A 19,488-nucleotide genomic window follows, 5' to 3' on the forward strand; every position below is an offset into this window, starting at 1 on the left:
GGTTAGCGCATTCACAGGGAAGAACCATGCCGCTGACCCGCGACCAGGCCCAGCAACGGGCCGACGATATCCAGGCGTTCCGCCGCGAGGCGCAGCGCCTGCAAGCCGAGCACGCCTGGCCGCTGGACGACGCGCCGCTGGCGCAGATTGCCGCCCACCACGAGCAGCTGCTGGCGCAGTACCGTGCCGGCTTCGATATCGACCCCGACCAGCAGAGCAAGCGCCTGTCGCTGAGCATGCGCATCGTCTCGCTGCTCGGCGCGCTGGCCCTGGCCGCCAGCCTGCTGTTCTTCTTCTACCAGTTCTGGGGCCTGTTCGGCGAAGCGACCCAGGTCGGCATCCTGCTCGGCTTCTCCCTCGGTAGCCTGCTGCTGACCTTCGCCCTACGCCGGCGCGACCCTTCCGGCTACTTCGCCAAGCTGGCCGCCACACTGGCGCTAGCCTGCTTCATGCTCAACATCTATATGCTCGGGCAGATCTTCAACATCACGCCCTCGGACAAGGCCCTGCTACCCTGGGGCGCCTACGCCCTGCTGCTGGCCTATGCCTGCAACGCGCGCCTGCTGCTGGTGATCGGCCTGGTCTGCCTGCTGGCTTTCTGCGTCAGCCGCATCGGCAGCCTGATCGGCTTCTACTGGCTGTATGCTGGCGAGCGCCCGGAAAACCTGCTGCTGCCCGGCCTGCTGCTGTTCCTGCTGCCGCAATGGGTGTCGCAGGCCCGCTACAGCGGCTTTGCCAGCGCCTACCGGGTAGTCGGCCTGCTGGCCCTGTTCGGCCCGATGCTGGTGCTGGCCAACTGGGCCGAGGGCAGCTACCTGCGCCTGGACGCCGAGCTGATCGAAAACACCTACCAGTTGCTCGGCTTCGTCGCCTCGGCCCTGCTGGTGTGGCTTGGTAGCCGGCGCGACTGGCCAGAGGTGGCGCTGTTCGGCCAGCTGGCCTTCATCCTGTTCCTCGGCATCAAGATGGTCGACTGGTGGTGGGAGCTGCTGCCCAAGTACCTGTTCTTCCTGATCCTCGGCCTGGCGGCGATCCTCGCGCTGCTGGTACTCGGCAGGCTGCGGCGTGGCCACAAGGGAGGTGCCAGCGCATGATCACCCTCAAGCCCCGCCACGGCCTGCTGGCCGGCCTGGCGCTGATCCTGCTGAGCAATGCCGTGGCCCTCGGCGGCGCCTGGTACAACCGCCAGGGCGAGCCAGAAAGCCGCCTGCAGCTCTCCGAGCGCGAGCTGTGGCGCAGCCACGACGGCCCGCACCGGGAAAACAGCGGCCTCAGCCTGCATCTGAACTGGCGTATCGCAAGCGACCCCGAGGACCCGCAACGCTTTAGCCAGCAACTACTCGATGAAACGACTCTGCTCGCACTGGGCTTCACCCGCCATCAGGGTAGCGAGCGACGCTGGCATCAGCCGCGCCAGCGCCCGGTGCTGATCGTGCTGGAGCTGGACGGCCCGGCCTACCAGCGTGAGCTGAAACAGGCCGAGCTTGCCCTGCAACAGGCCCAACAGGATCTGGCAGGCAGTCCGGACAGCCCGCACCTGCGCGAGCAGCTCAAATACACGCGTCTGGAGCTGGACAACCAGCGGGAACGCGCCAGTCGCCTGTTCGCGGTCGCCGCCGGCACGGATCTGCAGGCCCTGCGCCAGCGCTACCCGGACCGCGGCCGCTATGCCATCGTCGGCGGCACCGTGCGCGCCTGGTGTGACTGTGACGGCACCCAGCCCCACCGGCTGCGCGGCCAGATCGACCAGCTGCATGTCACCGACCTCAATGTGCCAGCAGCCTGGCGCCAGGAGCTGGCCGAGCGCATGCCACGGCGCCATGAGGACGGACAGCTGCCGCTGCACATCGAGGTCAGCTACGGACAGAGACTGGAGCCCTGGATCAGCGCCGTGCGCCTGCTGGATAAAACCGGCAGCGGCGGTGACGACAACGCCACTCCACGCTAGCATTGCGCCACTTCTCCAAGGCTCCCGCCCCATGCCGCTCAGCACGTCCCGCAAGGCCCAGATCACCCTGCTGTCGCTTCTGTCGATCCTGCTGCTGGGCGGTTTCCTCGCCACCAGCCTGGTCAGCTACTTCGCCTCGCGCGACAGCATCCGCCACAACATCGTCAACACCGAGCTGCCGCTGACCTCGGACAACATCTACTCGGAAATCCAGAAGGACCTGATCCGCCCGACCCAGATCGCCTCGATGATGTCGCGCGATACCTTCCTGCGTGACTGGGTGATCGCCGGCGAGCGCGATGCAGAACCCATGACCCGCTACCTGCGCGAAGTCCAGGACCACTACGGCACCTTCACCAGCTTCTTCATCTCCGAGAAGAGCCGCACCTACTACCAGGCCAAGGGCGTGCTCAAGCAGATCCACGAAGACGAGCCGCGCGATGCCTGGTACTTCCGCGTACGCAACATGGCCGAGCCTTACGAGATCAGCGTCGATCCGGACATGGCCAATGCCGACCGCCTGACCTTCTTCATCAACTTCAAGGTGTTCGATTACCAGCACAACTTCATCGGCGTGGCCGGCGTCGGCCTGACGGTGGATGCGGTGGTCAAGCTGGTCGATGACTACCAGCGCCGCTACGACCGCGCTATCTACTTCACCGACCGCAACGGCCGCCTGGTACTGACCAGCGCCGATGGCGGGCCGCTGGGCGCTCATCGCGGCCAGCTGCTCAGCGAGGTGGCCGGTCTGGAGCCGCTGCTGGCGGTGCTGCCGCAGCCCAAGAGCGGCCGCTTCGACTACCAGGAAGGTGGACGCGGCCACTTCCTCAACGTGCGCTACATCCCCGAACTGGACTGGTTCCTGTTCGTCGACAAGCACGAGGAAGGCGCCCTGGCCGGCATCCGCCACAGCCTCTACCTCAACCTGCTGATCTGCACCCTGATCAGCCTGCTGGTGCTGTTCCTGGTCTACCTGGCCACGCGCCGCTACCAGCTGCGCATCGCCGCCCTGGCCACCACCGACGTGCTCACCGGCCTGCCCAATCGCCGTGGCTTCGACCTGCTGGCCGCCCAGGCCCTGCAGGAAGCCATCCGCGGGCAGAGCCCGCTGAGCGCCCTGCTGATCGACCTGGACCACTTCAAGCAGCTCAACGATACCCACGGCCACCTGGCCGGCGACCAGGTGCTGCGCGGCTTCGCCCATGCCCTGCAGGGCAATCTGCGGCAGTCCGACATCATCTGTCGCTGGGGCGGCGAGGAATTCATTCTGCTGCTCAAGGACACCGGCAGCAGCACCGCACGCCAACTGGCGGAGAAGATCCGCCAGCAGACCGAGGAAGCCGTGTTCCCCTTCAACGGCGTCAACCTGCGCGTCACCACCAGCATCGGCGTTACCGAGCTGCAGGGTGACGACAGCATGGACCGCCTGATCGGCCGCGCCGACCGCGCCCTGTACCGGGCCAAGCAGTCCGGGCGCAACCGCGTGTGCGAAGACGTCAGCGGGCTGCAGCAGTGAACAGCGGGCGCTGCCCAAATTGCGGCCAGGCCAACACCTGCGCCCAGGCGGGCCAGGACGAACCGGTGCAGGACTGCTGGTGCTTCCATGTGCCGATCGCGCCGCAGGTGCTGGAAGCCTTGCCCGCCGAGGCACGCGACCAGGCCTGCCTGTGCCCCCGTTGCGCCAGCGCACAGGGCGCAGACGCCAAGCCCGACTAGCGATGCGCCTCGACCGCTTCCTCAGCAACCTGCCACGCTTCAGCCGCGCCGATGCCCGTCTGCTGCTCGCCGCCGGGCGCCTGCGCGTGGACGGTGCCACGGTGCGCGACGGCCGCCACGAGATCCGCGAGTTCAGCCGTATCGAACTGGACGACGAACTGCTGCAGGCCGGCAAGCCGGCGCGCTACTTCATGCTCAACAAGCCGGCCGGCGTTGTCAGCGCCACCGAACATGCCGAGCACCGCACCGTGCTCGACCTGCTCGACGAACCGGACAAGCACGAACTGCACATCGGCGGGCGCCTCGACCTGAACACCACCGGTCTGCTGCTCATCACCAACGACGGTCTCTGGTCGCGCCGCCTCACCGAGCCGCGCAGCCGCCTGGGCAAGCTCTACCGGGTCAGCACCGAGCAGCCGATCACCGCCGAATACATCGAGGTGTTCGCCCAGGGCCTGTACTTCGCCTACGAAAACCTCACCACCCTGCCCGCCGAGCTGCAGATACTCGATGCGCATACCGCCCTGCTGACCCTGCACGAGGGGCGCTACCACCAGGTCAAACGCATGTTCGGCCACTTCCGTAACCGCGTGGTCGCCCTGCACCGCGAACGCATGGGCCCGCTGCAACTCGATCCGGCCCTGGCGCCAGGCCACTACCGCCCGCTCACAAGCGCCGAGATAGAGGCCGTCTGAACACGGCTCGCCCGACCAATGGCAGGGCCAATTTCATCGGCATGACTTGCATCGGTAACACGAGGCTGCTTGAATCCAGTCAATGGTCCATTAGTGACCGAATAGTCACAACAGACATCTAAACGCCTTTTCCGCCAATCACGGGCTGCCCATCGAGTTGTCGATCCCGGACGGAAAATGCACCCGCCGCCAACAATAAATCCCGGCCAGCCTTTCGAGCCGACCAGGCCCCGTTTCCCAGGCCCATGCCTACCTGCCATGAAGCTCGCGCAGCCGCGAGGTGCTGCTGTGCGTCCGCAACGCCGCATGTCAGGGGCATGACCATGAAAGCTGAAACCGCTGTGCTGGATATCCAGGGGCAATACCGGGTTTACACGGAGTTCTACCGCGCCGACTGCGCCGAGCGGACCATCATCCTGGTCAACGGCTCGCTGTCGACCACCGCATCCTTCGCGCAGACGCTTCGCTACCTCCACCCGCACTTCAATGTGGTGCTGTTCGACCTGCCCTATGCCGGCCAGTCACGCGCGCACAACCGGCATGAGCGCTTCCTCAGCCGTGAGGAAGAAGCCGATATCCTTCTGGAGCTGGTCGAGCACTTCGCCTGCGACAGCGTGCTGTCCTTCTCCTGGGGCGGCATCGCCACCCTCCAGGCGCTGGCCCGGCGTCCGTCGCGGATCGAGCGTGCGGTGATCAACTCCTTCTCGCCGATCGTCAACAGCGCCATGCTCGGCTACCTGCGCGCCGGCCTGGTGGTGATGCGCGAGTGCGACCGCGAGAGCATCGGCATGGTGCTCAACGGCACCATCGGCAAGCACCTGCCCTCGCTGTTCAAGCGTTACAACCACCGGCACGTCACCGGCCTGGAGCGCTATGAATACGAGCAAATGAGCCACCACGTGGAGACCGTGCTGAACAACGGCGGGCGTTCCTGCGTCAGCTTCGCCGGGCAGATCGAGATACCGCTGCTGTTCGTCAACGGCGAGTGGGACGAGTACACCACGCCGGCTGACGCGCGCCTGTTCACCCAGTACGTGCGCCACTGCGAGTTCCGCACCATCGCCCAGGCCGGCCACTTCCTCGACATGGAACACAAGGCCGCCTGGATGGAGACCCGCGATGCCCTGCTGGCCTTCCTACTGCCCCCCACACAGGACCATGCACGCAGCGTGGAACGGGAGCCACGGGCCGTGGCGCTGTGAAGCGCCCGGCAATAAAACGGGCGCAAGACGCGCGCGCGGCTTCACCTTCCTGGGCGATTCTGGTAAAAAGTCAGCCGCCCGAGCGGGCGTCGTATAATGGCATTACCTGAGCTTCCCAAGCTCATGACGAGGGTTCGATTCCCTTCGCCCGCTCCAGATTCAAAAAGCCCCGCAGCAGCGGGGCTTTTTCATTTCAGCCGACCGTCTCTGCTCGGCCAGCCGGGGAGACCGCTGCCCCGCCCTCAGCGCGCGGCAGCCGCTGCCCGTGCGGCATGCAGCTTTTTGTAGCTCTCGATCAGGCGCAGGTGCTTGTCCAGCCCTTCCAGCTTCAGGCTGGTGGGCGTCAGGCCATAGAAGCGCACGCTGCCATTGACCGAACCGATGGCCGCGTCCATCCGCTCGTTGCCGAACATGCGGCGGAAGTTAGCCTCGTAGTCGGCCAGTTCCAGGTCGTCGTCCAGCTGCACTTCCAGCACCACGTTGAGCGCCTGATAGAACAGGCCGCGTTCGACGGTGTTGTCGTTGTACTGCAGGAAGGCCTCGGTCAGCGCCTTGGCCTCGTCGTACTTCTTCAGGGCGAGGTAGATCAGCAGCTTGAGTTCGAGGATGGTCAACTGGCCCCACACGGTGTTGTCGTCGAACTCGATGCCGATCAGCGTGGTGATGTCGGTGTAGTCATCGACTTCGCAGTTCTCCAGACTCTTGAGCAGGCTCTTCAGGCGCAGGTCGCTGAGGCTGTGCAGGTTGAGGATGTCGGAACGGAAGATCAGCGCCTTGTTGGTGTTGTCCCAGATCAGGTCCTCGACCGGGTAGATCTCCGAGTAGCCCGGCACCAGGATGCGGCAGGCGTTGGCGCCGAGGTCGTCGTACACCGCCATGTACACCTCCTTGCCCATGTCCTCGAGGATGCCGAACAGGGTCGCCGCTTCCTGAGCGTTGGACTCTTCACCATGACCCGAGAAGTCCCACTCGACGAACTCGTAGTCGGCCTTGGCACTGAAGAAGCGCCAGGACACCACGCCGCTCGAATCGATAAAGTGCTCGACGAAGTTGTTCGGCTCGGTCAGCGCCTGGCTTTCGAAGGTCGGTGCCGGCAGGTCGTTAAGACCCTCGAAGCTGCGCCCCTGCAGCAGCTCGGTGAGGCTGCGCTCCAGCGCCACCTCGAAGCTCGGGTGCGCACCGAAGGAGGCGAACACGCCGCCGGTGCGCGGGTTCATCAGGGTCACGCACATCACCGGGAATTCGCCGCCGAGCGAGGCATCCTTGACCAGCACCGGGAAGCCCTGCTCCTCCAGCCCTTGGATGCCGGCGACGATGCCCGGGTACTTGGCCAGCACTTCCTGCGGCACGTCCGGCAGGGCCAGCTCGTTCTCCAGGATTTCGCGCTTGACCGCGCGTTCGAAGATTTCCGACAGGCACTGCACCTGCGCCTCGGCCAGGGTATTGCCGGCGCTCATGCCGTTGGAGAGATACAGGTTCTCGATCAGGTTGGAGGGGAAGTACACCACCTCACCGTCGGACTGACGCACGAAGGGCAGCGAGCAGATGCCACGCGCCTTGTTGCCGGAGTTGGTGTCGTACAGGTGCGAGCCACGCAGCTCGCCATCCGGGTTGTAGATGGCCAGGCAGTACTCGTCGAGGATTTCCTCGGGGAGCGCGTCGCGCGGTCCCGGCTTGAACCAGCGCTCGTTGGGGTAATGGACGAAATCGGCATTGGCGATTTCCTCGCCCCAGAACTGGTCGTTGTAGAAGAAGTTGCAGTTCAGCCGCTCGATGAACTCGCCGAGCGCCGAGGCCAGCGCGCTCTCCTTGCTCGCGCCCTTGCCGTTGGTGAAGCACAGCGGCGACTGCGCGTCGCGGATATGCAGCGACCAGACGTTGGGCACGATGTTGCGCCAGGAGGCGATCTCGATCTTCATCCCCAGCCCGGCGAGGATGCCCGACATGTTGGCAATGGTTTCTTCCAGCGGCAGGTCCTTGCCGAGGATGCGCGTGCCCTCACCCTCGGTCAGCGCCGGCATCAGCAGAGCCTGAGCGTCGGCGTCCAGATTGGCCACTTCCTCGATGACGAAGTCGGGACCGGTCTGCACCACCTTCTTCACGGTGCAGCGGTCGATCGAGCGCAGGATGCCCAGACGATCCTTCTCGGAGATATCCGCGGGCAGCTCGACCTGGATCTTGAAGATCTGCTTGTAGCGGTCTTCCGGGTCGACGATGTTGTTCTGCGCCAGGCGAATGTTGTCGGTGGGGATGTTGCGCGTCTGGCAGTACAGCTTGACGAAGTAGGCCGCGCATAGCGCCGAGGACGCCAGGAAGTAGTCGAACGGCCCCGGCGCCGAGCCATCGCCCTTGTAGCGGATGGGCTGGTCGGCGATCACCGTGAAGTCATCGAACTTGGCTTCGAGACGGAGGTTGTCGAGAAAGTTGACCTTGATTTCCATGCGGGATTACCAGAATGCGTGCGAGGCGAAATGGTCGGCATTATCCGTCATTCGGCCACGGCATGGCGCACAGGCATATCGCCATCACAAAATGTGAAACACAACACACTTCACGCCCCACAGAAATGTCGACATCGTCACAAAGCTTGGTAGGCTCTTGGCAACCTCAATACAGGAGCTTTCCGATGAAGGAACAACGGAAATACCTCGCGTTGCGTGCACATATCGAAACCCTGCTCCAGGACGGAGCCCAGATTGTCAGCCGCACGCCCTTCACCCTACGCATCAGCGGACATCTGTTCCGCGTGCAGCACGGCATGCTGATCGGCAACTCCGTCGCCGCCTAGCCGCCCAAAACCTCGTAGAGCCCGGGTCAGTCATGGCCCGGGCTTTTGCTTTTCTGCCTTGCGCGCGTGCAAACGGTCGGCGCGGGCTTGCCTCGTCAGCGCGGGTCGCGCACCATTAACTGTATATAAAACCAGTTAACTACCATGCCTGCCGCACTCGACCCCAGCCTCTACTACCTCGCCAACTTCCGCACCGCGCTGGCCTGGATCGGCGAACGCTACAGCGACCTGCTGGACGCCGAGGAAGCGGCCTTCCTGCAAGGCTTCAGCGCATTGCCGCAACCGTCGCAAGCACTGCTGGTGCGCCTGGTGATGCGCAAGGGGCCGCATTTTCGCGCGAGCAAGCTGAGCTACGACGAGATTGGCGATGTCACTGTTGCCGCCGAACCGCTGCTGCGCCTCGGCTGGCTGATCGAGGATGCCGAGCTATCCCTGGCGGAGCTGTTCGCCCTGCTGCGCAAGGACGAGCTGCTCGCCTGCTTCCCGGAGCTCGCCCCCCTGCGCGGGCTGAAAAAGGACGAGCAGCTACAGGCTCTGCTGGCTCGTTACCCGGACGCGCGCACCTTCCGCCACTGGTGCCCGCCACTCGACCGTCTCTACAGCCTGACCATCGGCCCGCTGTGCGACCGTCTGCGCCTGCTGTTCTTCGGCAACCTGGCACAGGACTGGTCCGAGTTCGTGCTCGCCGAGCTGGGCATCTTCCGCTACGAGGCGGTCCCGATCAGCCGAGAGTCACGCGGCTTCCGCACCCGCCGCGATGTCGACGACTACCTGCACCTGCGCCGCTGCCGGGAGCAGTTCGAGGTGGGCCAGGCGGTCGCCGAGGTGCTCACCGAGCTGGGCGATTTCAGCAGTGCGAACCCGTACCTGAGCCGCCGCCATGCCAAGTTGCTGTTCCACCTCGGCCAGGCGCAGGAACGCACGGGCGAGCTGGCGCAGGCGGCCGCGCTCTATGCCGCCAGCAGCCACGCCGAAGCGCGCCAGCGGCGAGTGCGGGTACTGGAGAAGCTCGGCGACTTGCAGCAGGCCCACGACCTGGCCACTGCCGCCCTGCTCGCCCCGCTCAACGATGCCGAGGCCCAGGCGCTGGAGCGCGCCCTGCCCCGTCTGCAGCGCCAGCTCGGTCTGCCCAGGCAGCCGCGCCCCGCTGCAGCCGAGACCGGCTTGATCGAGCTTGAGCTGCCCAGGCCCGAGGCGTCGAGCGTGGAGTGGGCGGTGCAGCAGCACCTGCACGACGAGCAGGCGCCGGTCTTCTATGTAGAGAACACCCTGGTCTGCGGGCTGTTCGGCCTGCTGTGCTGGGAGGCGATCTTCGCCCCGCTGCCCGGAGCGTTCTTCCACCCCTTCCACAGCGGCCCGGTGGACCTGCATGACAGCGACTTCCGCAGCCGCCGCGCCGCGCTGTTCGAGCGCTGCCTGAGCATGCTGGATGACGGCAGCCATGCCGAGGCGATCCGCGCCACCTACGCCGCCAAGCACGGCATCGTCTCGCCCTTCGTGCACTGGGCCGTGCTGACGCCCGAGCTGCTGGAAACCGCCCTGCACTGCCTGCCGCCGGCGCACCTGCGCGCCTGGTTCGAACGCCTGCTCGGCGATATCCGCGCCAACCGCGCCGGCATGCCGGACCTGATCCAGTTCTGGCCGGCCGAGCGACGTTACCGGATGATCGAGGTGAAGGGGCCTGGCGACCGCCTGCAGGACAACCAGAAGCGCTGGCTGGCGTTCTGCGCCCAGCACGGCATGCCGGTGGACGTCTGCTACGTGCGCTGGAGCGAGGCGTGAGCTACGCGGTGGCCGTGCGCGCGCTGTGCGAGTTCACCGCCAAGGAAGGTGACCTCGACCTGCGCTTCACCCCCGCGCCCACCGCCGCCGAGGGTATGGCCGGACACAGTACGGTGGTGGGCCGGCGCGGCGCCGGCTATGTCGCCGAACTGCCGCTGACCGGGGCCTATCCGGGCCTGCTGGTCAGCGGCCGCGCCGACGGCTACGACCCGGCACAGAACCTGCTGGAGGAGATCAAGACCCATCGCGGCGACGTGGCGCGCATCCCGGCCAACCACCGCCTGCTGCACTGGGCCCAGGTCAAAGTCTATGGCTGGCTGCTGTGCGACAGCCTGGGCCTGGAGGATATCGACCTGGCGGTGGTGTACTTCAACGTCCTGTCGCAGAAGGAAACGGTGTTTCGCGAGCGCTTCGCGGCCGCCGAGCTGCGGACCTTCTTCGAGCTGCAGTGCGCGCGCTTCGTCGCCTGGGCCGAACAGGAAACGGCGCACCGCCTGGCGCGCAACGCCAGCCTGGAAACGCTGCGCTTCCCCTACCCGAGCTTCCGCCGCGGTCAGCGCCAGCTCGCCGAGGCCGTGTACCGTGCCGCCCGCGATGGCGACTTCCTGCTGGCCCAGGCCACCACCGGTATCGGCAAGACCCTGGCCACGCTGTTCCCGCAGCTCAAGGCGTTTCCCGGCCAGGACCTGGACCGCCTGTTCTTCCTCACCGCCAAGACACCCGGCCGGCGCCTGGCGCTGGACGCCCTGGCCAGCCTGCGCGAGCAGGAGGAAAACATGCCGCTGCGGGTGCTGGAGCACGTGGCCCGCGACAAGGCCTGCGAGTACCCGGACAAGGCCTGCCACGGCGACTCCTGCCCGCTGGCCAAGGGTTTCTACGATCGCCTGCCGGCCGCCCGTGCCGCTGCCCTCGAACACCGCTGGCTGACCCAGGAGGCCGTGCGCGAGGTCGCCCTGGCACACCAGGTCTGCCCCTACTACCTGTCCCAGGAGCTGTGCCGCTGGAGCGACGTGGTGGTCGGCGACTACAACTACTACTTCGACATGACCGCCCTTCTGCACGGGCTGACCGTGGTCAATGGCTGGAAGGTCACCCTGCTGGTGGACGAGGCGCACAACCTGATCGACCGCGCCCGCGGCATGTACAGCGCCGAGCTGGATCAGGCCGAGTTCAACGCCCTGCGCAAGGTCGCCCCGGCCAGCCTCAAGGGCGTGCTGGAGCGCGTCGGCCGGCACTGGAACCAGCTGCACCGCGACCAGGAAGTGCCCTACCAGATCTACCCGACCATCGCCGACCTGTTCATCGCCGCCCTGCAGAAGGCGGTGAGTGCGATCACCGACCACCTCACCGACCAGCCCGAGGGCAACCAGGCCGCGCTGCTGCGCTTCTACCTCGACGCCATGCTGTTCTGCCGCCTGGCCGAGGCGTTCGGCCCGCACTCGCTGTTCGACATCACCCGCCATGACTCGCGCAGCCTGTCGACCCTGTGCCTGCGCAACATAGTGCCGGCGCGCTTCCTTGCCGAGCGCTTCGCCAACGCGCACAGCGCCACGCTGTTCTCCGCCACCCTCAGCCCCGGCCACTACCACGCCGACCTGCTCGGCCTGCCACGCGACTGGCAGTGGCTGGAGGTGCAGTCGCCATTCAGCGCCGCGCAACTCAGGGTGCAGGCGCTGGCCAACCTGTCGACCCGCTACCAGCATCGCGAGACCAGCCTGGCGCCCATCACCGATCTGATGGCGCGCCAGTTCCACCAGCAACCGGGCAACTACCTGGCCTTCTTCAGCAGCTACGCCTACCTGGAACAGGCCCTGAACAACTTCCGCCGCGCGCACCCGGATATCCCGGTGTGGGCACAGTCGCGCAGCATGAACGAGGCCGAGCGCCAGGACTTTCTCGAACGCTTTACCGAGCATTCCCGCGGGGTCGGCTTCGCCGTGCTCGGCGGCGCCTTCGGCGAGGGCATCGACCTGCCCGGCAAGCGCCTGATCGGCGCCTTTATCGCCACCCTCGGCCTGCCGCAGGTCAACCCGGTCAACGAGGAAGTGAAAGCGCGCATGCAGCAGATGTTCGGCAACGGCTATGACTACGCCTACCTCTACCCCGGTCTGCAGAAGGTGGTGCAAGCCGCCGGCCGGGTAATCCGCACCACCTCGGATCAGGGCGTGGTCTACTTGCTGGACGACCGTTTCACCCGCGGCGAAGTGCGCCAGCTGCTGCCAAGCTGGTGGCAGGTCGAACGCACGCTACATACTTTGCAATAACTGAAACTTGAGACAACACAGGGATTCCTTATCCTTCGCAACCGTGACGCCGGGCCCCTCTGACGGTTAGCTGCCGCCATGTCGGAGTCATAGGTTTGTACAACTACGACTTAAAGGAGGGGCTCATGACTGCCCTAGAAACGTTTCTCTTCGCTGACTTCCTCGGCACCGCCACCTGGCTGTGGCTCTCGTTCCTTGCTGTAGTGATCGCCCTGCTGGCCTTCGACCTGGGGGTGCTGCACCGCGATGAACGCGAAATCGGCGTCAAGGAAAGCTTGATGCTGTCCGCCGGCTATATCTCCATGGGTCTGCTGTTCTCCGTCTGGGTGTTCTTCCAGAAAGGCGGCGACGCCAGCATGGATTACCTCACCGGCTTCCTGATCGAGAAATCGTTGTCCATGGACAACGTCTTCGTGATTGCCCTGATCTTCAGCTTCCTGGCCATCCCCCGCCGCTATCAGCACCGCGTGCTGTTCTGGGGCATTCTGGGCGTGATCGTCCTGCGCGCCATCATGATCGGCCTGGGCGCTGCACTGATCAGCGAGTTCGACTGGATTCTCTACGTGTTCGGCGCCTTCCTGCTGCTGACCGGCGTGAAGATGCTGTTCTCCAAGGTCGACGACGAGCCGGACCTGTCGAAGAACCGCTTCGTCAACTGGTTGCGCAACCACCTGCCGGTGACCGACCGCCTGCACGAACAACGCTTCTTCGTGCGCCAGCCGGATGCCAGCGGCAAGCTGAAACTGTGGGTGACGCCGCTGTTCCTGGCGCTGATCCTGATCGAGCTGGCCGACCTGGTGTTCGCCGTGGACAGCGTGCCGGCGATCTTCGCCATCACCCAGGACCCGTTCATCGTCTACACCTCGAACATCTTCGCCATCCTCGGCCTGCGCGCCCTGTACTTCGCCCTGGCCGCGATGATCCACCGCTTCACCTACCTGAAGTACGCCCTGGCCCTGGTGCTGGTGTTCATCGGCGGCAAGATCTTCCTGCACGACATCGTCGGCAAGATTCCGGCCGAGATATCGCTGAGCGTGACCGTGGGCCTGCTGGCCGGTGGTGTGCTGCTGTCGCTGTGGAAGACCCGCAACCAGCCCGCTCACAAGCTCGAATCCTGACCGCAGAGGAGACCACACTATGAGCATCGTCAAACCCCTGCTGCTCGGCCTGGGCCTGTTCGCCCTGGCCGGCTGTGACAGCGCCGAACAGGCCGCCGAGAGCTTCACCAAGAAGGTCGAGGAAGCCGCCGTGGAAACCGCTCGCGAGAGCCTGGGCGAGACCCTCAAGGAGTTCGACAAGCAGGTCGACCAGCTCAACGAGAAGGTCGACAAGGCTCAGGAAAGCACTCGCCAGTTCATGGACCAGGCGCAGCCGAAGCCCGAGCAGGAAGCGCCGGCACAAGGCGCGGAACAGCCTGGCCAGACCACGGTAGAGACCTGATCAGCCAGCAAACGCCGCATGCAACAGGTGCGGCAGCACCACTCCGGCAGCCCCCTGAACGTTATGTTCTCGGGGGCTGCTGCTGATCACTGGCTGCGGGTTGATGTGCACCACCTGAGCGCCGTTGCGCAGAGCGATCTGCGGCACCTGCGCGGCGGGGTAGACCAACCCCGAGGTGCCGACCGACATCAGCAGGTCGCATTCCGCCGCGGCCGCGAAGGCGCGCTGTAACGCCAGCTGCGGTAGCGCCTCACCAAACCACACCACACCCGGGCGCACTCGCCCGCCACAAACCACGCAAGCTGGAGGTGGCAGGCGCCGGCCCTGCTCCGGCTCGTTCAACTCGGCATCCAGCCACGCGTACGGCGCTCCGCAGTCGAAGCAGCGCGGCGCATGCAGGCTGCCATGCAGATGGAGCACCTCCTCGCTGCCGGCACGTTCGTGCAGGTCGTCGACATTCTGGGTCACCAGGGTCAGCCACGGCACTCGTCTCGTCAGCTCGGCAATCGCCCGGTGCGCCGCATTCGGCTCGGCCCGCAACACCCGCTGGCGCCGCCACTCGTACCAGCCCCAGACCAGTTCCGGATCGGCCAAAAACGCCTCGGGCGTGGCCAGCCGCGCCGGATCGAAGCGCGCCCACAGGCCGGTCAGCGCATCACGGAAGGTGGGAATGCCGCTCTCGGCGGAGACGCCGGCACCACTGAATACCAGCAGGTGACGACAGGTGCGCAGTGCTTCGGCGATCATGAAGGACATGGCAGGCTCGCGGTGAAGATCAGCCTGCATTGTCTCCAGGTCGGCAGGCACGTCGCCAGCCGCATTTTGCAGCGCAGGCCCAGCCCTCTAAACTCCTGCGCCCTCCCCTCGCCGGCAGTCCCGTAACCAGCATGTCCTTCCCCCTGAGCCGCAATGCGGCAACCCTGTGCGGCCTCATGGCCATCGTGCTGTGGAGCACCATCGTCGGGCTGATCCGCAGCGTCAGCGAACACTTCGGCGCCGTCGGCGGCGCGGCGCTGATCTACACGGTCGGCGCCCTCCTGCTCGCGCTGCTGCTCGGGCGCCCGCGCCTGCGCGGCTTCCCGCGCGCCTATCTGCTGCTCGGCAGCCTGCTGTTCGTCGCCTATGAGTGGTGCCTGGCGCTGTCGCTGGGCTTTGCCGACAACCGCATGCAGGCCATCGAACTGAGCGTGATCAACTACCTGTGGCCATGCTTCACCATCCTCCTGGCCATCGTCATGAACGGCCAGCGGGCCCGCTGGCCGATAGTGCCGGGCATTGCCCTGGCATTGCTCGGCATCGTCTGGGTGGCCAGCGGCGAGCAGTCGATTTCCCTGCGCCAGCCCCTGGCCAACGCCGCCAGCAATCCACTCGCCTACGCGCTGGCGTTCTCCGGCGCGGTGCTCTGGGGGCTGTACTGCAACGTGACCAAGCGCTATGCCGAGGGACGTAACGGCGTGGTGCTGTTCTTCATCCTGGTGGCAGCCTCGCTGTGGCTCAAATACCTGGCCGGCGAACGGGCGCCACTGGTATTCAACCTGCCGGCCAGCCTGGAGCTGCTGGCGGCCGGGGCCGCCATGGCGGGCGGCTATGCGCTGTGGAACCTGGGCATCCTGCGCGGCAACCTGACGCTGATGGCCAGCGCCTCGTACTTCACCCCGGTGCTCTCGGCGCTGTTCGCCATGCTCTGGCTGGCAACGCCGCTGGGCGTCTCGTTCTGGCAGGGTGTGGCGATGGTGATCGGCGGCTCGCTGCTGTGCTGGCTGGCGACCCGCGAGAGCAGCGCCGCAGCGTCCGACTGAAGCGCACCCAATCAGCCGGCCAGCGCCACCAGCGGCGAACGGTGCAGGCGATACAACCCATCATCGTCCCGCGTCACCAGCCCACAGGCCAGCAAACGGCTGAGCACCTGGCGCACGCTGAGCACGGAGATCTGCTCATCGGCCAGCCGCAACTGTTCATGCAGGTCCCGCGAGCGCAACCCGCGCTCACTGCGCTGCAGCACGTCGAGAATCTTCAGCCGCACCAGGCTCACCTTCAATCCGGCTCCCTGTAACAGCTTGCGCAGTTGCCGGCGCTCGTTTGCGTCCATGCCACTCTCCCTGTGCACTTGATTCGCGCCTTGTCGCCAAGACCTGCTTATCAAGACGAACGAGCCCCGGAAAACTGCAAGCAAAATGCAACTTTTTTGTCTCGCGCACGACCCACCCTTTGTGCTATTTCTCGACCGCCCGGCCCTACTGCCAGACAGGGTGCAAGCAGCGACTCGACACCAAGAGCTGCACCACCGCCGGAGCCATTGCAAGGGGTGGCGGCATTGCCGCCGATAACAGACAAGCCCGTGGGGAAAGAGATGAAAAGGCTTGTACTGCTGATGATCACGCTGGCGCTGGTCGCCGGTTGTTCCGCAACTGCCAAGACGTACGAAAAGAAGGGCCGCAAGGGCCTCAATATCAACTGCTCGGGACTCACCTCCAGCTGGGAACAGTGCGAACAGAAGGCCGCACGTGCCTGCGGCGCCAAGGGCTACAAGGTGATCGCCAAGGCGGGCGATGACCAGAGCGAGGAAGACGATCCGGCAGACTTCGCTTTCGGCCTCAATCCGGCTGGCTTTTCCAGTCGTACCATGATCGTCCTCTGTCGCTGATCTGCGTCGGGCTTTTGCCCTCATGAACAGTAGGGTCTAGTCTCCAGGACATCCGCACCAGCCGAGAAGTGCCGGAATGTCCGATACCGCGAGCAAAGCCAAGGAAACCAGGCTGTTCCTGTTCCTGGTGATCTTCCTGTTCCCCATCCTCTCCGTCGCCATCGTCGGCGGCTACGGCTTTCTGGTCTGGATCATTCAGATCTTCGCCGGGCCGCCGGGGCCTCCCGGTTAGCCGGGCACGCTCATGGACGACGTCCTGCACATCGCCAGCCTGCTGGTGCACTGCCATCCGGACCAGTTGGACGCCCTACGTGCCAACCTGGCGCGCCTACCCGACCTCGAACTGCATCAGAGCAGCCCCACCGGCAAGCTGGTGGTGGTACTTGAGGCGCGCGACGAGGCGACCGTGCTCGAGCGCCTGCATGCCATCCAGCAGTTGCCGGGCGTGCTCGGCGCCGCGCTGATCTATCACGAATGCCTCGACGCTGAAGGAGAAGCCCGATGAAGCTGACCCGCCGCGAATTCGCCAAGGCCCAGGCCGCCGCCATCGCCGCCCTGGCCGCCGGGATGCCGCTGACCAGCGCGGCGAGCAACCTGCTCACCGACGCCGACCTCACCTCCCTCGACTGGAACAAGGCGCCGTGCCGCTTCTGCGGCACCGGCTGCGGCGTGATGGTGGCGACCCGTGACGGCCGCGTGGTGGCCACCCACGGTGACATCAAGGCAGAGGTCAACCGTGGCCTGAACTGCGCCAAGGGCTACTTCCTGTCGAAGATCATGTACGGCAGCGACCGCCTCACCCAGCCGCTGCTGCGCATGAAGAACGGCCAGTACGACAAGCAGGGCGAGTTCCAGCCGGTGAGCTGGGAGCAGGCCTTCACGATCATGGCCGAGAAGACCAAGGCCGCGCTCAAGGCCCACGGCCCCGACGCGGTCGGCATGTTCGGCTCCGGGCAGTGGACGGTGTGGGAAGGCTACGCCGCCAACAAGCTGATGAAGGCCGGTCTGCGTTGCAACAACATCGACCCCAACGCCCGCCACTGCATGGCTTCGGCGGTGATGGGCTTCATGCGCAGCTTCGGCATGGACGAGCCGATGGGCTGCTACGACGACATCGAGGCCACCGACAGCTTCGTGCTGTGGGGCTCGAACATGGCCGAGATGCACCCGATCCTGTGGAGCCGCGTCACCGACCGCCGTCTCAGCCAGCCGCAGGTCAAGGTGGCGGTGCTATCGACCTTCGAGCACCGCAGCTTCGATCTGGCCGATATCCCCATGGTGTTCAAGCCGCAAACCGACCTGATCATCCTCAACTACATCGCCAACCACATCATCCAGTCCGGCGCGGTGAACCAGGATTTCGTCAAACGCCACACCCGCTTTGCCAAGGGCGCCGACGACATCGGCTACGGCCTGCGCCCCACCGACCCGCTGGAACAGAAGGCAAAGAACGCCGCCAATGCCAATACCTGGAGCGACATCTCCTTCGAGCAGTTCGCCGCCTTCGTCAAACCCTACAGCCTGGAACGCGCCGCCGAAGAATCCGGGGTGCCGGCCGAGCGCCTCAAGGCGTTGGCCGAGCTGTATGCCGACCCCAAGCGCAAGGTGGTGTCGTTCTGGACCATGGGCTTCAACCAGCACACCCGGGGCGTGTGGGCCAACAACCTGATCTACAACATCCACCTGCTCACCGGGAAGATCAGCGAGCCGGGCAACAGCCCCTTCTCGCTGACCGGCCAGCCTTCGGCCTGCGGCACCGCGCGCGAGGTCGGCACCTTCTCCCACCGCCTACCGGCGGACATGCTGGTGGCCAACCCCAAGCACCGCGCCACGGCCGAAAAGATCTGGAAGGTGCCCGCCGGGACCATCCAGGAGAAGCCCGGTTTCCACGCCGTGCAGCAGAGCCGCATGCTCAAGGACGGCGTCCTCAAGGTGTACTGGACCCAGGTCACCAACAATATGCAGGCCGGCCCCAATGTGATGCAGGAAATCCTGCCCGGCTGGCGCAACCCGGAGGCCTTCGTCATCGTCTCCGACGTTTACCCCACCGTCTCGGCCCAGGCCGCCGATCTGATCCTGCCCAGCGCCATGTGGGTGGAGAAGGAAGGCGCCTACGGCAACGCCGAGCGGCGTACCCAGTTCTGGCACCAGCTGGTCAAGGCGCCGGGTGATGCCCGGTCCGATTTGTGGCAACTGGTGGAGTTCTCCAAGTACTTCACCACCGACGAGGTATGGCCTGCCGAGCTGCTGGCCAAGGCGCCGCAGCTCAAGGGCAAGACGCTGTTCGAGGTGCTGTTCAGGAACGGCCAGGTCGACCAGTTCCCCAGCAGTGATTTGGCCGCCGGCTACGCCAACGACGAGGCCGCAGCCTTCGGCTTCTACTTGCAGAAGGGCCTGTTCGAGGAATACGCCGCGTTCGGCCGTGGCCATGGTCACGACCTGGCCCCCTTCGACACCTACCACGAGACCCGCGGCCTGCGCTGGCCGGTGGTGGACGGCCAGGAAACCCGCTGGCGCTACCGCGAGGGGCATGACCCCTACGTAGAAAAAGGCAGCGGCGTGCAGTTCTACGGCTACCCGGACAAGAAGGCGATCATCTTCGCCCTGCCCTACGAGCCGCCAGCCGAGGCACCGGACAAGGACTTCCCGTTCTGGCTCAGCACCGGCAGGGTCCTGGAGCACTGGCACACCGGCAGCATGACCCAGCGCGTCGACGAGCTGTACCGTGCCGTGCCGGACGCCCTGGTGTACATGCACCCGGACGACGCGCGTGAGCTCAAGGCGCGGCGCGGCAGCGAGGTAAAGGTGATCAGCCGGCGCGGCGAAATGCGCGCGCGCATCGAGACCCGCGGGCGCAACAAGCCACCGCGCGGGCTGGTGTTCGTGCCCTTCTTCGATGCCAACAAGCTGATCAACAAGGTAACCCTGGACGCCACCGACCCCATCTCCAAGCAGACCGACTACAAGAAATGCGCGGTGCGCATCGAACTGGTCAGCCTGGCCTGAGGA

General features: G+C 65.5%; 19 protein-coding genes and 1 tRNA gene. 17 read left to right on the forward strand and 3 right to left on the reverse strand.

Translation table 11 applies throughout. The features are described 5' to 3' along the window. Positions 1–26 precede the first annotated feature (26 nt). The 7 genes from ACOAPY_RS15550 to ACOAPY_RS15580 all read left to right on the forward strand — a co-directional run bounded on the left by ACOAPY_RS15550 (position 27) and on the right by ACOAPY_RS15580 (position 5,717). Positions 27–1,094 carry a DUF2157 domain-containing protein gene (locus tag ACOAPY_RS15550; protein WP_465153897.1) on the forward strand — a complete coding sequence of 356 codons (1,068 nt, stop codon included), beginning with the start codon at positions 27–29 and terminating at the stop codon, positions 1,092–1,094. Continuing rightward, positions 1,091–1,948, forward strand: a complete 858-nt coding sequence (locus ACOAPY_RS15555) for a DUF4824 family protein (protein ID WP_465153898.1) — start codon at positions 1,091–1,093, stop codon at positions 1,946–1,948. Before ACOAPY_RS15550 ends, ACOAPY_RS15555 begins: the two co-directional genes overlap by 4 nt. Before the next feature lie 31 nt (positions 1,949–1,979). Beyond that, positions 1,980–3,464: a sensor domain-containing diguanylate cyclase gene (locus tag ACOAPY_RS15560; RefSeq protein ID WP_465153899.1), complete on the forward strand. Its 1,485-nt coding sequence runs from the start codon at positions 1,980–1,982 to the stop codon at positions 3,462–3,464. After that, on the forward strand, positions 3,461–3,664 hold the full coding sequence (locus tag ACOAPY_RS15565; RefSeq protein WP_465153900.1) for a cysteine-rich CWC family protein: 204 nt from the start codon (positions 3,461–3,463) through the stop codon (positions 3,662–3,664). The genes ACOAPY_RS15560 and ACOAPY_RS15565 overlap by 4 nt, the downstream gene beginning before the upstream one ends. 2 nt (positions 3,665–3,666) lie before the next feature. Beyond that, complete coding sequence (locus tag ACOAPY_RS15570; protein ID WP_465153901.1) at positions 3,667–4,359, forward strand: pseudouridine synthase; 693 nt, start codon at positions 3,667–3,669, stop codon at positions 4,357–4,359. A gap of 323 nt (positions 4,360–4,682) precedes the next feature. Beyond that, the gene (locus ACOAPY_RS15575) at positions 4,683–5,561 is read left to right on the forward strand and encodes an alpha/beta fold hydrolase (RefSeq protein WP_465153903.1); all 879 of its coding nucleotides are present in this window, start codon (positions 4,683–4,685) and stop codon (positions 5,559–5,561) included. Positions 5,562–5,643: 82 nt separating this feature from the next. Continuing rightward, positions 5,644–5,717, forward strand: a tRNA-Gly gene (locus ACOAPY_RS15580). A gap of 86 nt (positions 5,718–5,803) precedes the next feature. Here ACOAPY_RS15580 and ACOAPY_RS15585 read toward each other — a convergent pair. Further along, positions 5,804–8,002, reverse strand: coding sequence for an OsmC domain/YcaO domain-containing protein (locus tag ACOAPY_RS15585; protein ID WP_465153904.1), 2,199 nt, complete (start codon positions 8,000–8,002; stop codon positions 5,804–5,806). Between the two features lie 185 nt (positions 8,003–8,187). Here ACOAPY_RS15585 and ACOAPY_RS15590 point away from each other — a divergent pair, with 185 nt between their 5' ends. The 5 genes from ACOAPY_RS15590 to ACOAPY_RS15610 all read left to right on the forward strand — a co-directional run bounded on the left by ACOAPY_RS15590 (position 8,188) and on the right by ACOAPY_RS15610 (position 13,835). Beyond that, positions 8,188–8,349: a hypothetical protein gene (locus tag ACOAPY_RS15590; RefSeq protein WP_167629383.1), complete on the forward strand. Its 162-nt coding sequence runs from the start codon at positions 8,188–8,190 to the stop codon at positions 8,347–8,349. Positions 8,350–8,493: 144 nt separating this feature from the next. Further along, positions 8,494–10,131 carry a VRR-NUC domain-containing protein gene (locus ACOAPY_RS15595; RefSeq protein ID WP_465153905.1) on the forward strand — a complete coding sequence of 546 codons (1,638 nt, stop codon included), beginning with the start codon at positions 8,494–8,496 and terminating at the stop codon, positions 10,129–10,131. After that, positions 10,128–12,395: an ATP-dependent DNA helicase gene (locus ACOAPY_RS15600; RefSeq protein ID WP_465153906.1), complete on the forward strand. Its 2,268-nt coding sequence runs from the start codon at positions 10,128–10,130 to the stop codon at positions 12,393–12,395. Before ACOAPY_RS15595 ends, ACOAPY_RS15600 begins: the two co-directional genes overlap by 4 nt. A gap of 125 nt (positions 12,396–12,520) precedes the next feature. Continuing rightward, positions 12,521–13,513: a TerC family protein gene (locus ACOAPY_RS15605; RefSeq protein WP_076425253.1), complete on the forward strand. Its 993-nt coding sequence runs from the start codon at positions 12,521–12,523 to the stop codon at positions 13,511–13,513. A 19-nt stretch (positions 13,514–13,532) separates the two neighbouring features. Next, positions 13,533–13,835, forward strand: a complete 303-nt coding sequence (locus ACOAPY_RS15610) for a hypothetical protein (protein WP_465153907.1) — start codon at positions 13,533–13,535, stop codon at positions 13,833–13,835. On the opposite strand, the gene ACOAPY_RS15615 is transcribed toward ACOAPY_RS15610, so the two are convergent. Continuing rightward, on the reverse strand, positions 13,836–14,591 hold the full coding sequence (locus ACOAPY_RS15615; protein WP_465153908.1) for an SIR2 family NAD-dependent protein deacylase: 756 nt from the start codon (positions 14,589–14,591) through the stop codon (positions 13,836–13,838). A gap of 131 nt (positions 14,592–14,722) precedes the next feature. On the opposite strand from ACOAPY_RS15615, the gene yddG reads away from it, so the two are divergent. Continuing rightward, positions 14,723–15,634 carry an aromatic amino acid DMT transporter YddG gene (gene yddG, locus ACOAPY_RS15620; protein ID WP_465153909.1) on the forward strand — a complete coding sequence of 304 codons (912 nt, stop codon included), beginning with the start codon at positions 14,723–14,725 and terminating at the stop codon, positions 15,632–15,634. 11 nt (positions 15,635–15,645) lie between these two features. Here the strand turns inward: yddG and ACOAPY_RS15625 are convergent, their stop codons facing one another. After that, positions 15,646–15,924: a transcriptional repressor gene (locus ACOAPY_RS15625; protein ID WP_286948419.1), complete on the reverse strand. Its 279-nt coding sequence runs from the start codon at positions 15,922–15,924 to the stop codon at positions 15,646–15,648. Between the two features lie 261 nt (positions 15,925–16,185). Between ACOAPY_RS15625 and ACOAPY_RS15630 the strand changes: the two genes are divergently transcribed. From ACOAPY_RS15630 to napA, 4 genes are all read left to right on the forward strand, one after another. Beyond that, a complete protein-coding gene (locus ACOAPY_RS15630; RefSeq protein ID WP_465153910.1) occupies positions 16,186–16,479 on the forward strand; it encodes a hypothetical protein in 294 nt (97 codons plus the stop codon). 76 nt (positions 16,480–16,555) lie between these two features. Then, positions 16,556–16,711 (forward strand): periplasmic nitrate reductase, NapE protein, encoded by a 156-nt coding sequence (gene napE / locus ACOAPY_RS15635; protein ID WP_076425264.1) that lies wholly within the window; start codon positions 16,556–16,558, stop codon positions 16,709–16,711. A 12-nt stretch (positions 16,712–16,723) separates the two neighbouring features. Next, positions 16,724–16,984: a chaperone NapD gene (locus ACOAPY_RS15640; RefSeq protein WP_465153911.1), complete on the forward strand. Its 261-nt coding sequence runs from the start codon at positions 16,724–16,726 to the stop codon at positions 16,982–16,984. After that, complete coding sequence (gene napA, locus ACOAPY_RS15645; protein ID WP_465153912.1) at positions 16,981–19,485, forward strand: nitrate reductase catalytic subunit NapA; 2,505 nt, start codon at positions 16,981–16,983, stop codon at positions 19,483–19,485. Before ACOAPY_RS15640 ends, napA begins: the two co-directional genes overlap by 4 nt. The last annotated feature ends 3 nt before the right edge of the window (positions 19,486–19,488 follow it).

This window comes from Pseudomonas stagnisoli, from assembly GCF_048595745.1.
In the GTDB taxonomy this organism is placed as follows: domain Bacteria; phylum Pseudomonadota; class Gammaproteobacteria; order Pseudomonadales; family Pseudomonadaceae; genus Aquipseudomonas; species Aquipseudomonas alcaligenes_A.

Coding starts and splice junctions, on each gene's coding strand:
- napE (WP_076425264.1), top strand. CDS start 16,556: ATGTCCGATACCGCGAGCAAAGCCAAGGAAACCAGGCTGTTCCTGTTC.
- ACOAPY_RS15590 (WP_167629383.1), top strand. CDS start 8,188: ATGAAGGAACAACGGAAATACCTCGCGTTGCGTGCACATATCGAAACC.
- ACOAPY_RS15640 (WP_465153911.1), top strand. CDS start 16,724: ATGGACGACGTCCTGCACATCGCCAGCCTGCTGGTGCACTGCCATCCG.
- ACOAPY_RS15570 (WP_465153901.1), top strand. CDS start 3,667: ATGCGCCTCGACCGCTTCCTCAGCAACCTGCCACGCTTCAGCCGCGCC.
- napA (WP_465153912.1), top strand. CDS start 16,981: ATGAAGCTGACCCGCCGCGAATTCGCCAAGGCCCAGGCCGCCGCCATC.
- ACOAPY_RS15550 (WP_465153897.1), top strand. CDS start 27: ATGCCGCTGACCCGCGACCAGGCCCAGCAACGGGCCGACGATATCCAG.
- ACOAPY_RS15595 (WP_465153905.1), top strand. CDS start 8,494: ATGCCTGCCGCACTCGACCCCAGCCTCTACTACCTCGCCAACTTCCGC.
- ACOAPY_RS15610 (WP_465153907.1), top strand. CDS start 13,533: ATGAGCATCGTCAAACCCCTGCTGCTCGGCCTGGGCCTGTTCGCCCTG.
- ACOAPY_RS15605 (WP_076425253.1), top strand. CDS start 12,521: ATGACTGCCCTAGAAACGTTTCTCTTCGCTGACTTCCTCGGCACCGCC.
- ACOAPY_RS15575 (WP_465153903.1), top strand. CDS start 4,683: ATGAAAGCTGAAACCGCTGTGCTGGATATCCAGGGGCAATACCGGGTT.
- ACOAPY_RS15625 (WP_286948419.1), bottom strand. CDS start 15,924: ATGGACGCAAACGAGCGCCGGCAACTGCGCAAGCTGTTACAGGGAGCC.
- yddG (WP_465153909.1), top strand. CDS start 14,723: ATGTCCTTCCCCCTGAGCCGCAATGCGGCAACCCTGTGCGGCCTCATG.
- ACOAPY_RS15585 (WP_465153904.1), bottom strand. CDS start 8,002: ATGGAAATCAAGGTCAACTTTCTCGACAACCTCCGTCTCGAAGCCAAG.
- ACOAPY_RS15615 (WP_465153908.1), bottom strand. CDS start 14,591: ATGTCCTTCATGATCGCCGAAGCACTGCGCACCTGTCGTCACCTGCTG.
- ACOAPY_RS15630 (WP_465153910.1), top strand. CDS start 16,186: ATGAAAAGGCTTGTACTGCTGATGATCACGCTGGCGCTGGTCGCCGGT.
- ACOAPY_RS15555 (WP_465153898.1), top strand. CDS start 1,091: ATGATCACCCTCAAGCCCCGCCACGGCCTGCTGGCCGGCCTGGCGCTG.
- ACOAPY_RS15560 (WP_465153899.1), top strand. CDS start 1,980: ATGCCGCTCAGCACGTCCCGCAAGGCCCAGATCACCCTGCTGTCGCTT.